This window comes from Pseudomonas sp. JDS08PS003 (genome assembly GCF_045013505.1).
In the GTDB taxonomy this organism is placed as follows: Bacteria; Pseudomonadota; Gammaproteobacteria; order Pseudomonadales; family Pseudomonadaceae; genus Aquipseudomonas; species Aquipseudomonas protegens_B.
Genome location: NZ_CP120724.1, coordinates 5,844,968 through 5,858,182, shown reverse-complemented (window position 1 = coordinate 5,858,182; position 13,215 = coordinate 5,844,968). Strand labels below are relative to the sequence as shown.

At 60.6% G+C, this 13,215-nt stretch carries 12 protein-coding genes; 10 read left to right on the top strand and 2 right to left on the bottom strand.

The features are described from left to right. Nucleotide 1: 1 nt before the first annotated feature. The 10 genes from pilW (at nucleotide 2) to P7C00_RS25920 (ending at nucleotide 10,269) form a co-directional block, all read left to right on the top strand. A complete protein-coding gene (pilW, locus tag P7C00_RS25965; RefSeq protein ID WP_404937591.1) occupies nucleotides 2-760 on the top strand; it encodes a type IV pilus biogenesis/stability protein PilW in 759 nt (252 codons plus the stop codon). After that, entirely contained in the window at nucleotides 760-1,791 is a 1,032-nt protein-coding gene (locus P7C00_RS25960) for a helix-turn-helix domain-containing protein (protein WP_404937590.1), read from the top strand. The genes pilW and P7C00_RS25960 overlap by 1 nt, the downstream gene beginning before the upstream one ends. 3 nt (nucleotides 1,792-1,794) lie before the next feature. Beyond that, nucleotides 1,795-2,904 carry a flavodoxin-dependent (E)-4-hydroxy-3-methylbut-2-enyl-diphosphate synthase gene (ispG, locus tag P7C00_RS25955; RefSeq protein ID WP_011063207.1) on the top strand — a complete coding sequence of 370 codons (1,110 nt, stop codon included), beginning with the start codon at nucleotides 1,795-1,797 and terminating at the stop codon, nucleotides 2,902-2,904. 23 nt (nucleotides 2,905-2,927) lie between these two features. Beyond that, nucleotides 2,928-4,217, top strand: coding sequence for a histidine--tRNA ligase (gene hisS / locus P7C00_RS25950; RefSeq protein WP_346633959.1), 1,290 nt, complete (start codon nucleotides 2,928-2,930; stop codon nucleotides 4,215-4,217). Nucleotides 4,218-4,257: 40 nt separating this feature from the next. Continuing rightward, the gene (locus P7C00_RS25945; protein ID WP_123724699.1) at nucleotides 4,258-4,899 is read left to right on the top strand and encodes a tetratricopeptide repeat protein; all 642 of its coding nucleotides are present in this window, start codon (nucleotides 4,258-4,260) and stop codon (nucleotides 4,897-4,899) included. Continuing rightward, on the top strand, nucleotides 4,892-6,043 hold the full coding sequence (gene bamB / locus P7C00_RS25940; protein ID WP_346633960.1) for an outer membrane protein assembly factor BamB: 1,152 nt from the start codon (nucleotides 4,892-4,894) through the stop codon (nucleotides 6,041-6,043). Before P7C00_RS25945 ends, bamB begins: the two co-directional genes overlap by 8 nt. Before the next feature lie 207 nt (nucleotides 6,044-6,250). Beyond that, complete coding sequence (der, locus tag P7C00_RS25935; RefSeq protein ID WP_346633961.1) at nucleotides 6,251-7,723, top strand: ribosome biogenesis GTPase Der; 1,473 nt, start codon at nucleotides 6,251-6,253, stop codon at nucleotides 7,721-7,723. Nucleotides 7,724-7,843: 120 nt separating this feature from the next. Beyond that, a complete protein-coding gene (locus P7C00_RS25930; protein WP_404937589.1) occupies nucleotides 7,844-8,992 on the top strand; it encodes a pyridoxal phosphate-dependent aminotransferase in 1,149 nt (382 codons plus the stop codon). Continuing rightward, nucleotides 8,980-9,771, top strand: a complete 792-nt coding sequence (locus tag P7C00_RS25925; RefSeq protein WP_123724695.1) for an amidohydrolase — start codon at nucleotides 8,980-8,982, stop codon at nucleotides 9,769-9,771. The genes P7C00_RS25930 and P7C00_RS25925 overlap by 13 nt, the downstream gene beginning before the upstream one ends. A 96-nt stretch (nucleotides 9,772-9,867) precedes the next feature. Beyond that, nucleotides 9,868-10,269: a hypothetical protein gene (locus P7C00_RS25920; RefSeq protein ID WP_346633964.1), complete on the top strand. Its 402-nt coding sequence runs from the start codon at nucleotides 9,868-9,870 to the stop codon at nucleotides 10,267-10,269. Nucleotides 10,270-10,357: 88 nt separating this feature from the next. Here P7C00_RS25920 and leuA read toward each other — a convergent pair whose 3' ends face one another. Next, the gene (gene leuA, locus P7C00_RS25915) at nucleotides 10,358-12,037 is read right to left on the bottom strand and encodes a 2-isopropylmalate synthase (protein WP_346633965.1); all 1,680 of its coding nucleotides are present in this window, start codon (nucleotides 12,035-12,037) and stop codon (nucleotides 10,358-10,360) included. 356 nt (nucleotides 12,038-12,393) lie between these two features. Then, nucleotides 12,394-13,215, bottom strand: a complete 822-nt coding sequence (locus P7C00_RS25910; RefSeq protein WP_123724692.1) for a M23 family metallopeptidase — start codon at nucleotides 13,213-13,215, stop codon at nucleotides 12,394-12,396.

Sequence of the window (13,215 nt, the reverse complement as noted above, 5' to 3'; positions counted from 1 at the left end):
CATGACCCTGCGCTTCGCGCTGCTCCTGCTTGTTGCCAGCCTCTGTGCTGGCTGTGTTCTGTCGGGTGATTCCAATCCGATGAACACCAGCAAGGGCCGCGATGAGGCACGTGAGGCCTACGTACAGTTGGGCCTGGGGTATCTGCAGCAGGGGATGAGCGAAAGGGCCAAGGTGCCGTTGAAAAAGGCCCTGGAGCTGGCGCCTGCCGATGCTGACGCCAATGCCGCCCTGGCGCTGGTGTTCCAGGCCGAGATGGAACCTGTGCTTGCCGATGAGCACTTTCGCCAAGCCCTCGCAGCCCGTCCGGACAGTGCGCGTATCCTCAACAACTACGGCAGCTTCCTGTTCGAAGAAAAACGTTACAAAGAGGCTTATCAGCGCTTCGAGCAGGCCGCTGCTGATACTCTGTACCCCGAGCGTTCCCGGGTGTTCGAAAACCTCGGTATGACCGCTTCCAAGCTGGGCCAGCGTGAGCTGGCCCAACTGCAACTGGAAAAAGCCCTGCGCTTGAATCACCAACAGCCCCGCGCATTGCTGGAAATGGCTGAGTTGTCTTACGAAGACAGGCATTATGTGCCCGCGCGTGACTATTACGATCGTTTTAGCCTGCTCGAAGAGCAAAATGCACGTAGTCTATTGCTCGGCGTTCGGCTGGCAACGGTGTTCGAAGATCGCGACAAGGCCGCCAGTTACGGTCTGCAACTAAAACGACTTTATCCCGGTACGCCGGAATATCAGCAATACCTGTCGGAGCAATGATGAAAGCGGCGCATCCCGAAGTTCAAGCAGTGACTCGCGTAAACCCCGGTGAGACCCTGCGTCAGGCCCGCGAAAGCAATGGTTGGTCGCTGGCTGAAGTGGCCCACAAGCTCAACCTCACCGTGAGCTCCCTGAGCAATCTGGAAGCCGGCGCGTTCGACAAGCTGCCGGGGCACACCTTTGCCCGCGGCTATATCCGCGCCTACGCCAAACTGCTGGGCATGGACCAGGCCATCCTGGTACAGGAATTCGATCAGTACACCGGTACCGACTCCCAAGGCAGCAGCGTTCACGCCCTGGGTCGTATCGAAGAGCCGGTACGGGTTTCCCACACCATCCTGCGCATCGTCAGCTTGCTGCTGTTGGTGGCTGTGGTGGGTGGCGGTTTCATCTGGTGGCAGGATCAGTCCTCCTTGCGCGGCAAGGAGCCGATCTCCTTGAGTCCCGAGCATGTCGAGGTCGAGGGTGCCGATGGCACCACTCAGATCCATCCAATCGACGAGCCGGAAGACCAGGCCGTCGCCGAAGGTCAGAGCGAAGCGGTGGTCAACGCCGGGCAGCCGGAGAGCCAGGCAGCGGGTGAAGCGCCTGCCAGTCCGGCAGCGCCTGTTGCGACGGCTCCGGCTGCAACGCCTGTTACGCCGCCTGTTGCGCCAGTGACTCCGGCACGCGCGGCGCCGGCTACGGCACCGGCCGTTACCGCTCCAGTGGTTCAGGCGCCTGCTCCGGCAGCCGCGCCTGCCAACGCCTTGAGCCCGGCGGCAGTGGCCCCGGCAACCCCAGCTGCAGGTTCGGCCCAGGTGCAGATCCAGTTCAGCGCCGATTGCTGGGCCCAGGTTATCGATGGCAACGGCAAGATTCTGCTCAGCGCCCTCAAGCGCAAGGGTGAAGCGGTTGATGTCAGCGGCAAGCCACCTTTTGCCGTACGTCTGGGTTATGCCCGTGGCGCACAAATTTCTTACAACGGTCAGGCGGTGGATATCGCCCCGTTCACCAGTGGCGAGACCGCTCGCCTGAAGCTAGGTCAATAAGTCATGCACGGCGAATCTCCAATCAAACGTCGCGAGTCCCGCAAGATCTGGGTCGGCTCGGTACCGGTCGGTGGCGATGCCCCGATCGCGGTGCAGAGCATGACCAACAGCGACACCAACGATGTGGCCGCAACCGTCGCCCAGATCAACCGCCTGGAAGCTGCTGGTGTCGACATCGTGCGGGTCTCGGTGCCGGACATGGACGCCGCCGAGGCGTTCGGCCGCATCAAACAGCAGGTCAAGGTGCCGTTGGTGGCCGACATTCACTTCGACTACAAGATCGCCTTGCGCGTAGCCGAGCTGGGTGTCGATTGCCTGCGGATCAACCCCGGCAACATCGGTCGCGAAGACCGGGTGCGTGCGGTGGTGGATGCCGCCCGTGACCGCGGGATTCCAATTCGTATCGGGGTCAATGCCGGTTCCCTGGAAAAAGACCTGCAGAAAAAGTACGGCGAACCGACCCCAGCGGCGCTGGTTGAGTCGGCACTGCGCCACGTCGAGCACCTTGAACGCCTGAATTTCAAGGACTTCAAGGTCAGCGTGAAGGCATCCGATGTGTTTATGGCCGTCGAAGCCTATCGGTTGCTGGCCAAGGAAATCATCCAGCCCCTGCACCTGGGGATCACCGAAGCCGGCGGATTGCGTTCAGGCACGGTGAAATCCGCTGTCGGCCTCGGTATGCTGCTGGCCGAAGGCATTGGCGATACCATTCGCATCTCGTTGGCGGCCGACCCGGTCGAGGAAGTGAAGGTCGGCTACGACATTCTCAAGTCCCTGCACCTGCGTTCCCGTGGCATCAACTTCATCGCCTGCCCGAGCTGCTCGCGGCAGAATTTCGATGTGGTGAAAACCATGAACGAACTGGAAGGGCGCCTTGAAGACCTGCTGGTACCGCTGGATGTCGCAGTGATCGGTTGCGTGGTCAACGGTCCGGGTGAAGCCAAGGAAGCGCATATCGGCCTGACCGGTGGTACGCCGAACCTGATTTACATCGACGGCAAGCCGGCACAGAAACTGACCAATGACAATCTGGTGGACGAGCTTGAAAAGCTGATCCGGCAGAAGGCGGCCGAAAAGGTCGAAGCCGACGCAGCGCTGATCGCTCGCGGCTAACCGAACGTATTTAAGGATTTTTTGTGAGCAAGTCTCTGCAAGCCATTCGTGGCATGAATGACATCCTGCCCGAGCAGACCCCCCTGTGGCGTTATTTCGAGGGCACTGTGGCGCGTCTGCTGGATAACTACGGTTACAAGCAGATCCGCATGCCAATCGTCGAGTTCACCGAGCTGTTCAAGCGCTCCATCGGCGAAGTGACCGACATCGTCGAAAAAGAGATGTACACCTTCGAAGACCGCAACGGCGATTCCTTGACCCTGCGTCCGGAAGGCACCGCGGCGTGCGTACGTGCTGTGCTCGAGCACGGCATCACTGGCGGTGGTCAGGTGCAGAAGCTCTGGTACATCGGCCCGATGTTTCGTCACGAGCGCCCGCAGAAAGGCCGCTATCGCCAGTTCCACCAGATCGGTTGCGAGGTTTTCAACCTCGACGGTCCGGACATCGATGCTGAGCTGATCGTGTTGACCTGGCGCCTGTGGGGCGAGCTGGGTATCCGTGATGCGGTCAAGCTGGAACTGAACAGCCTGGGTACCGCTGAGGCCCGAGCACGTTATCGCGACGCGCTGGTGGCGTTCCTGTCGGCGCGCATGGACAAGCTGGACGAAGACAGCCAGCGTCGCCTGAAGACCAATCCGCTGCGCGTGCTCGATACCAAGAACCCGGACACTCAAGCCGTGCTGGTGGACGCGCCCAAACTGGCCGACTACCTGGACGAAGAGTCCCGTGTGCACTTCGAAGGGCTCAAGGCCCGTCTGGACGCCGCAGGCATCCCTTATGTGATCAACCCGAAGCTGGTGCGCGGGCTGGATTACTACAGCAAGACCGTTTTCGAGTGGGTCACCGACAAGCTCGGCGCCCAGGGGACTGTCTGTGCCGGCGGCCGTTACGACGGTCTGGTCGAGCAGATGGGCGGCAAACCTACTCCGGGTGTTGGTTTCGCCATGGGGATCGAGCGTCTGGTGCTGCTGCTGGAAACCCTGGAGCAGATCCCGCAAGAGATCTCGCGTCAGGTCGACGTTTACCTCTGCGCCTTCGGGGAGGCTGCCGAACTGGCCGCACTGGCGCTGAGTGAGCGCGTTCGAGACCAATTGCCGAACCTGCGTCTGCAGATCAATGCCGGTGCCGGCAGCTTCAAGAGCCAATTCAAGAAAGCCGACAAGAGCGGTGCGTTGTACGCGCTGATCCTCGGTGACGACGAACTGGCCCAGCAAGTGGTAGGTTTCAAACCCCTGCGTGGCCAGGGTGAACAACAAAGCATTGCCTGGGATGCGCTCGCTGCGCACCTGGCCACCTGCGTCGTGCAGGGTTGAAGCTGTCAAACAGCCGATTTAGCGAATAAGGAGTATTGGGGTGTCGAGTACCGAAGATGAACAGCTGGCGGAATTGAAAGACTGGTGGCAGCGTAACGGCAAACCCCTGGTGACTGGCGGCCTGCTGGCCCTGGTTATCGTGTTCGGCTGGCAGGCCTGGCACAAGTATCAGAACAATCAGTCGCAAGGCGCTTCGGTGCTCTATCAGCAACTGCTTGAAACCACCTTGACGCCGGATGGCAAGCCTGACGCTGCCCGGGTTGCGGATCTGGCCGGCAAGCTCAACAGCGAATTCGGCGGCACTGCCTATGCGCAATACGGCAACCTGTTCGTGGCCAAGGTAGCCGTGGACACCGGCAAGCTGGACGACGCAGCGGCGCAGTTGAAAGCGGTAGCCGACAAGCCGGCGAACCCGACCCTGGGTGAAGTGGCGCGTCAGCGTCTGGCCCAGGTACTGGCAGCGCAGAACAAGGCTGATGAAGCCCTGAAGCTGCTCGACGGTGATGCCGACAAGGCGTTCCTGGCGACCCGCGAAGAACTCAAGGGTGATCTGCTGGTCCAGTTGGGCCGTGTGGATGAAGCCCATGCGGCATACCAAAAAGCCAAGGCGGCGCTCTCGGATGAAGCAGCGGTCGGTGGCTTACAAATCAAGCTGGACGACCTGGCCAAAGGGGATGCATGACGTGATCCGTTGGAAACATGCAGCATTGCTGGCTCTGGCCTTGTTGGCCGCGGGTTGCAGCAGCAACAGCAAGAAAGAACTGCCGCCGGCTGAACTGGTCGACTTCAAAGAAGAAGTGGTCCTGCAGAAGCAGTGGAGCCGTTCGATCGGTGACGGTCAGGGCGAAACCTACAACATGCTGGTGCCGGCCATCGATGGTGACACCATCTATGCCGCCGACGTGACTGGCGTTGTGGTTTCCATGGATCGCATGAACGGCGACGTCAAATGGAAGAAAGATCTCGAACTGCCTGTTTCCGGCGCCGTGGGCGTGGGTTACGGCCTGGTCATGATCGGCACTCTGAAAGGCGAAGTGGTTGCCCTGGATGCTTCCAGCGGTGAAGAGAAGTGGCGCGCCCGGGTCACCAGTGAAGTGCTGGCTCCGCCAGCCACCAACGGTGACGTGGTGGTGGTCCAGACTCAGGATGACCGGGTGATTGGCCTCGATGCCAGCACCGGCAACCAGCTCTGGCTCTACGACAGCACTCCAGCGGTACTGACCCTGCGGGGCACCAGTGCGCCGTTGGCCACCAACCGTCTGGCCCTGGCCGGTCTCTCCACTGGCAAGGTGGTGGCGCTGGATATCCGCAACGGCGTGCCGGTGTGGGAGCAGCGTGTCGCTATTCCACAAGGCCGTTCCGAGCTGGATCGGGTAGTGGACATCGACGGCGGCTTGCTGCTGTCCGGCGGTACCCTGTACGTCGCCAGCTACCAGGGACGTGTGGTTGCCCTGGACCTGGAGAGCGGTCGTCCGCTGTGGCAGCGTGACGCTTCCAGCTATGCCGGTGTGGCGCAAGGTTTTGGCAGCGTCTATGTCAGCCTGTCGTCGGGCACCGTGGAAGGCGTGGACGAACGTTCGACTACGGCCCTGTGGAGCAACGACTCCCTGGCCCGTCGTCAACTGTCGGCCCCGGAAGTCTTCTCCAGCTACGTAGCGGTGGGCGACCTGGAAGGTTACCTGCACCTGCTGAGCCAGGTTGACGGTCGTTTCGTCGGTCGTACCCGCATCGATAGCGACGGCCTGCGCGCTCGTCCGCTGGTAGTGGGCGACATGATTTATGTGTATGGCAACAGCGGCAAACTGGAAGCCCTGACCATCAAGTAATGGTTTGACTATGCTTGGGGGGATCCCCAAGCGAACTGTAGGAGCGGGCTTGCTCGCAATGGATGCCAGGTGACGCCAGCTTGCTGGATGAGCGCGGCGCCATGGAGTCAATCGCGAGCAAGCTCGCTCCTACAGTGCTGCCCCGAGCACCAGCCGCTGCCTCGCAGCGGCTTTTGTATTTTCTGAATTAACGCAGTGGAGAGCCGCATGGTTCCCGTAATCGCCCTGGTGGGCCGACCTAACGTCGGCAAGTCCACCTTGTTCAACCGCCTGACTCGGACTCGCGACGCCATTGTCGGCGACCTGTCCGGTCTGACCCGTGATCGCCAATACGGTGAGGCCAAGTGGCAAGGGCGTACCTATATTCTGATCGACACCGGCGGTATCTCCGGTGACGAACATGGCATGGATGAAAAGATGGCCGAGCAGTCGCTGCTGGCCATCGAAGAAGCCGATGTGGTGTTGTTTTTGGTGGACGCCAAGGCCGGGTTTACCGCGGCCGACCAGATGATCGGCGAACACCTGCGCAAACGTAACAAGACCTCCTACGTGATCGCCAACAAGGTCGACAACATCGACCCGGACATGGCCCGTGCCGAGTTCGCGCCATTGGGCATGGGCGACGCTGTTCCGATCGCTGGTGCCCATGGCCGCGGCATCACCCAGATGCTGGAAATCGCCCTGAGCGAGTTCCCCAAGGATGACGCCGACGAGCCGGAAGAAGGCGAGGAAGAGATCGTCGCCGAAGGCGAGGAAGCCAAGCGCATTCCTGGCCCGAGCGAGAAAGACGGGATCAAGATCGCCATCATCGGTCGTCCCAACGTGGGTAAATCCACGCTGGTCAACCGCATGCTCGGTGAAGACCGGGTCATCGTCTACGACCAGCCCGGCACTACCCGCGACAGTATCTACATTCCGTTCGAACGTAACGACGAGAAGTACACGCTGATCGACACCGCCGGTGTGCGCAAGCGCGGCAAGATCCACGAGGAAGTTGAAAAGTTCTCGGTGGTCAAAACCCTGCAAGCGATCAAAGACGCCAACGTGGTGATCTTTGTCATGGACGCCCGGGAAGGCGTGGTAGACCACGACCTGAACCTGCTGGGCTTTGCCCTCGAAGCTGGTCGGGCCCTGGTGATTGCCCTGAACAAGTGGGACGGCATGCAGCCGAGCGAACGCGACTACGTGAAGACCGAGCTGCAACGCCGGTTGTTCTTCGTCGACTTCGCCGATATCCACTTCATCTCGGCCTTGCACGGTACCGGTGTGGGTAACCTCTACCAGTCGGTGCAGAACTCCTTCAAGTCGGCGGTCACCCGCTGGCCGACCAGCCGCCTGACGCAGATCCTCGAAGATGCCGTTGGCGAGCACGCACCGCCCATGGTCAACAACCGTCGGATCAAGCTGCGCTACGCCCACTTGGGGGGTGCTAACCCGCCGCTGATCGTGATTCACGGTAATCAGGTGGAGAAGGTACCGAAGTCCTACGTGCGTTACCTGGAAAACACCTACCGTCGCGTACTGAAGCTGGTGGGCACGCCGATTCGTATCGAGTTCAAGGGTGGCGAGAACCCGTACGAAGGCAACAAGAACACGCTGACCGACCGCCAGGTCAACAAGAAGCGTCGTTTGATGTCACACCACAAGAAGGCCGACAAGAAGCGCCGCGACAAGCGCTGAGCAACCGGGATTTGTGTGGGTAAGAGGGCGCTTTATGCGCCCTTTTTCATGCCCGGTGTTTGGGCTATTCTCGGGACCTCCCGCGCCGTCGTAGAGCCGGGTGTTCAGCAGGGAATCCTCATGATCACCAGTAAGCTGCCGAATGTCGGCACCACCATCTTCACGCAAATGTCCCAGCTCGCGGTTGAAACCGGAGCGCTCAACCTGTCCCAGGGCTTCCCTGATTTCGATGGTCCCCAAGCCTTGCGTGATGCGGTTGGGCGGCATATCGCCAATGGCCATAACCAGTACGCACCCATGACCGGCTTGCCGTCCCTGCGCCAACAGGTAGCGGCGAAAATCGCTCGCAGCTATGGCGTCGAGGTCAATGCCGACAGCGAAGTGACCATCACTCCGGGCGCCACCCAGGCCATTTTCTGTGCCATCCAGGCGGTGATTCAGCGCGGTGACGAGGTCATCGTTTTCGATCCCTGTTACGACAGTTATGAGCCGGCAGTGGAGCTGGCCGGTGGCCGTTGTGTGCATGTGCAACTGGGCCACGAGGACTTTGCCATCGACTGGCAGAAACTTGGCGAAGCCCTGAGTTCGCGTACGCGGATGATCATTCTCAACACGCCGCATAACCCCAGTGGTGCCTTGATCAGCCGTGCCGAACTGGACCAGTTGGCAGTGCTGATCCGTGATCGCGACATCTACCTGGTCAGCGATGAGGTCTATGAACATCTGGTGTTCGACGGCGTCCCCCATGTCAGCGTTTTGGCCCACGAGGAGCTGTATCAGCGGGCTTTCGTCGTCAGCTCCTTCGGCAAGACCTATCACGTGACGGGTTGGAAGACCGGTTATGTCATTGCTCCGCCGGCCCTGAGCGCCGAGCTGCGCAAGGTGCATCAATATGTCAGCTTCTGCGGCGTGACCCCTTTGCAGTACGCTCTGGCGGACTTCATGGCCGAATGCCCGGAACATGTCGAACAGCTGCCAGCCTTCTACCAGGCCAAGCGTGATCTGTTCTGCGATTTGCTGAGTCCTTCGCGCTTCAGCTTTACCCGGGTGGCCGGCACCTACTTTCAACTGGTGGACTATTCGCAGATTCGTCCAGACTTGAATGATGTCGACATGGCGATCTGGATGACCCGCGAACACGGCGTGGCAGCCATTCCGGTGTCGGTGTTCTATCAGCAGCCGCCTCAGGGGCAGCGTCTGGTTCGGCTGTGTTTTGCCAAGCGCGAGGAGACGCTGCGTCAGGCAGCGGAGAAACTATGCGTGATCTGAGTGCGTTACCCGATCTGAATCTGGCATTGATCCAGACTACCCTGGCCTGGCATGACCGCCAGGCCAATTTCGAGCATTTCGAGCAGTTGCTGGAGCAGGCCCGCGGTGCGGATCTGATCATTCTCCCGGAAATGTTCACCACCGGTTTCTCCATGGAATCCAGCACCCTGGCTGAGGCGGAGAACGGCCCCACCAGCAAATGGCTGCGCTGCCAGGCGAAGAAGCTCGATGCGGTGATCACTGGCAGTGTGATCATCCAGGCGGCGGACGGCAGCCACCGCAACCGCCTGTTGTGGGCACGTCCCGACGGCGAAGTCTGGCACTACGACAAGCGCCACTTGTTCCGCATGGCCGGCGAGCACAATCACTTCACCCCTGGCGAGCGCCAGGTGCAGTTCGAACTCAAGGGTTGGCGGATTCGTCCACTGATCTGCTATGACCTGCGCTTTCCGGTGTGGAGCCGCGATGCCCAGGACACTGATCTGCTGCTGTACACCGCCAACTGGCCCGGGGCTCGGCGGCTGCACTGGAACCGCTTGCTGCCGGCCCGGGCCATTGAAAACCTGTGCTATGTAGCTGCGGTGAACCGGGTGGGTACCGACGGCAAGGGCTTTGCCTATACCGGTGACAGCCAGGTGCTGGACTATCAGGGCGAGACCCTGCTCAGTGCCGGGGAGGCGGACGGGGTGTTCCAGGTACGCTTGAACGCCGGTGAGTTGGCCGCCTACCGAGCGCGCTTTCCCGCGAATCTCGACGCCGATACCTTCAGGTTCACCTAGAAGGGCTGGGCCGCGGCTCTACACTTTTTTACAGGTTGCACATATCAAGCTTCAGGGATGAAGGCCGATAGGACGGACATTCAGGAGGAATCAGTCATGACCACCATCAATGCCAATGTCGTCAATCCTTACCCGCTGTCGGCACCGAAGACAGCGACCGGCGAAGCCGAAGACACCAGCCCGCTGGCGCCGGTTGCCCAGGGCAAGGACGGCGAAGACAAGGAGCTGCGGGTCAACTCTGCCGATGCCAGCATCGATGCGGTGAAAGGCGGAGGCGATCCGGTCAAGCAACTGCAGAAGCAGATCGAGCAGACCCAGAAGATCCTTGAGCAACAGCAGGCGCAGTTGGCCAGCACCGAGAAGGGCCAGGCCAGCGACGAGCAGAAAGCCCAGCAGGTGATGGAGATCCAGACCCAGATCGCCGTGACCAACAGCACTTTGCAAGTGTTGCAGGCAGCCTTGTTGCAGGCCATGTTCAGCGTCGACGTACATGCCTGAGGCGAGCGTCGCCGGTTGTTAGGTTAATGCCACATACAAAAAGGCCCCGAGGAGCAGGACTCCCCGGGGCCTTTTTTGTCAGGGCTGCTTAAGCGGCCTTGGCTTCCTGCTCGCTCAGGGAGCGGTTCAGGGCACTGAACAGCGCTTTGAAGCTGGCAGTGGTGATGTTTTCGTCGATACCAACACCGTGGACCGCACGTTCACCGTTGACCCGCAGTTCGATGTAGGCCGCGGCCTTGGCGTTGGTGCCCGCACCAATGGCGTGTTCGTTGTAGTCCATGATCTCTACAGGTATTGGCAGGCCGGCCACCAGGGCCTCCAGGGCGCCATTGCCCTTGCCACGCCAGTTCAGGTTGGTCTCGCCCTGGCCCTTGCTCGACACTTCCACTTCCACGGCGCTGTGGCCGTTTTCTTCCTGCAGGCGATGGCTGACCAGCGCGTACGGAGTGTTGGCCTGCAAGTATTCGCTGTGCAACAGCGCGTGGATTTGCTGGGCAGTCATCTCCAGACCCAGGCGGTCGGTTTCTCGTTGCACCACCTGGCTGAACTCGATCTGCATGCGGCGCGGCAAGCTGATGCCGTATTCCTGTTCCAGCAGGTAGGCGATACCGCCTTTGCCCGACTGACTGTTGACGCGGATGACCGCCTCGTAGCTGCGACCGATGTCGGCCGGGTCGATCGGCAAGTACGGCACTTCCCACAAGCCATCGGCTTTCTGCTGGGCGAAGCCCTTGCGGATTGCGTCCTGGTGGGAACCGGAGAAGGCGGTGTGGACCAGGTCGCCAACATAAGGATGACGCGGATGTACGGCAATCTGGTTGCACTCTTCCACGACTTTGCGCACGCCGTCGATGTCGGAGAAGTCCAGTTCCGGGTTCACACCCTGGGTGTAGAGGTTCAAGGCTACGGTGACCAGATCGACGTTACCGGTACGTTCACCGTTGCCGAACAGGCAGCCTTCGACACGATCGGCGCCCGCCATCAGGCCCAGTTCGGTGGCGGCTACACCAGTGCCACGGTCGTTGTGGGTGTGCAGGCTGATGAGCACGCTGTCACGACGGTTGATGTGGCGGCAGAACCACTCGATCTGGTCGGCATAGATGTTTGGCGTCGCCACTTCAACGGTGGCCGGCAGGTTGAGGATCACCTTGTTGGTCGGCGTCGCGTTCCAGACTTCCACCACGGCGTCGCAGACTTCCTTGGCGAACTCCAGTTCGGTGGCGCTGAAGGTTTCCGGCGAGTACTCGAACTGCCATTGGGTTTCCGGCTGCTGGGCGGCGTACTTGACGAACAGTTTGGCCGCGTTCACTGCGATCTCTTTCACCCCGGCCTTGTCCTGGTTGAAGACGATACGGCGGAACGAAGGGCTGGTGGCGTTGTACAGGTGGACGATGGCTTTCTTGGCGCCACGCAAGGATTCGAAGGTACGGGCGATCAGGTCTTCACGGGCCTGGGTCAGCACCTGGATGGTGGTGTCGTCCGGGATGTGGCCGCCTTCGATCAGGGTGCGCACGAAGTCGAAGTCGGTTTGCGAGGCCGCGGGGAACGAAGCCTCGATCTCTTTCACGCCGACGGCCACTAAGGTCTTCCAGAAACGCAGCTTCTTGACCGCATCCATCGGCTCGATCAGCGACTGGTTGCCATCACGCAAGTCCGAACTGCACCAGATCGGCGCGCTGGTGATGGTCTTCGACGGCCAGGTGCGGTCCGGCAAGTTGATGGTCGGGAACGCGCGGTACTTGGAGGATGGGTCTTTGAGCATGGTCATGGCGAAATCCTTATTGTCCGGGCCGAAAAGAGGCGGCCTACCGGTGAGTCAAGAGTGAGGTGTTGACGCAGGGGGATGAGGCATCGCGATTCAGCCTGGCAGTCGTGCGCTGACGAGGCAGAGGCTCCGGTGTTGACGACGCTGAATGAGGGTGTGAGAGGTTTTCATGTGCTCAACCCTAACCACTGAGGTGAGAGATGGCAAGCAGTCGAAAAAAATTGAGAGGAATACTCGAAATAGAAACTATATCGAGATTTTATGCTGCCTATTCTTTGAAAGAATACTAACGATTGCGCAGTCATGATGGCCTGCGCAATCCTCGTGGGAGCCGGCTTGCCGGCGATCAGGGCCCGGGATCAGGGTTGAAACGCCCCGATAAAGATCGCCGGATCCACCCGTGCATCGTTCAGGCTGATGTTCCAGTGCATATGCGGGCCGGTCGCGCGTCCGGTCGAACCCACCTTGCCCACCACTGCCCCACGGGCCAGGGACTGACCCACCTTCACGTCAATCTTCGACATGTGGCAGAACATGCTGATAAAGCCCTGGCCGTGGTCGACGAACACCGTGTTGCCATTGAAAAAGTAGTTGCCGGTCAGGATCACCTTGCCGGCCGCCGGGGTCTTGATCGGTGTGCCTGCCGGCACTGCGAAATCCAGGCCAGCGTGGGGGTTGCGCTCCTCGCCGTTGAAGAACCGGCGCACACCGAACTTGCTCGACAGCGGCCCGTTCACTGGCTTGTCCAGCAGCAGATTGCTCGGGGTGTTGGGGCTGAAGCTGCGATAGGCACGGAGCTGCTCTGCCAGTTCACCATCGATGCGTTTCAGGTCAGCCGGGTTCGGATTGACCTGGCGCTGGTTCTTCAGGGTGATGTGCTGCTCGGGGTACTTCTTACTGCCCACCACGAAGTTCAGGCTGCGGTTGCCGGCGCTGATCTGCTGGGTGCCTGGCTTGACCGTCAAGGGGATACCGACAATGGCCAGCCAGTTGTTCTGCTCCTTCACCACCAGCACGGGTTTGCCCTGGTAGCTGGCCTTGGGTGCCTGGGCTGCGCTGCCCAGGTCCACTACCGCCACGCCACCAGGCACGGGTTTGTTCAACAGGCGAGTGATGTAGCTATCGGCGTTGGCGTTGAAGGCCAGGCACAGCAACAGCAGGGAAGCGAGAAAACGCGGCAT

Excerpts from the sequence above, each read along its gene's own strand:
- pilW (WP_404937591.1), top strand. The coding sequence starts at position 2 with ATGACCCTGCGCTTCGCGCTGCTCCTGCTTGTTGCCAGCCTCTGTGCT.
- P7C00_RS25960 (WP_404937590.1), top strand. The coding sequence starts at position 760 with ATGAAAGCGGCGCATCCCGAAGTTCAAGCAGTGACTCGCGTAAACCCC.
- ispG (WP_011063207.1), top strand. The coding sequence starts at position 1,795 with ATGCACGGCGAATCTCCAATCAAACGTCGCGAGTCCCGCAAGATCTGG.
- bamB (WP_346633960.1), top strand. The coding sequence starts at position 4,892 with ATGCATGACGTGATCCGTTGGAAACATGCAGCATTGCTGGCTCTGGCC.
- der (WP_346633961.1), top strand. The coding sequence starts at position 6,251 with ATGGTTCCCGTAATCGCCCTGGTGGGCCGACCTAACGTCGGCAAGTCC.
- P7C00_RS25930 (WP_404937589.1), top strand. The coding sequence starts at position 7,844 with ATGATCACCAGTAAGCTGCCGAATGTCGGCACCACCATCTTCACGCAA.
- P7C00_RS25925 (WP_123724695.1), top strand. The coding sequence starts at position 8,980 with ATGCGTGATCTGAGTGCGTTACCCGATCTGAATCTGGCATTGATCCAG.
- P7C00_RS25920 (WP_346633964.1), top strand. The coding sequence starts at position 9,868 with ATGACCACCATCAATGCCAATGTCGTCAATCCTTACCCGCTGTCGGCA.
- leuA (WP_346633965.1), bottom strand. The coding sequence starts at position 12,037 with ATGACCATGCTCAAAGACCCATCCTCCAAGTACCGCGCGTTCCCGACC.
- P7C00_RS25910 (WP_123724692.1), bottom strand. The coding sequence starts at position 13,215 with ATGCCGCGTTTTCTCGCTTCCCTGCTGTTGCTGTGCCTGGCCTTCAAC.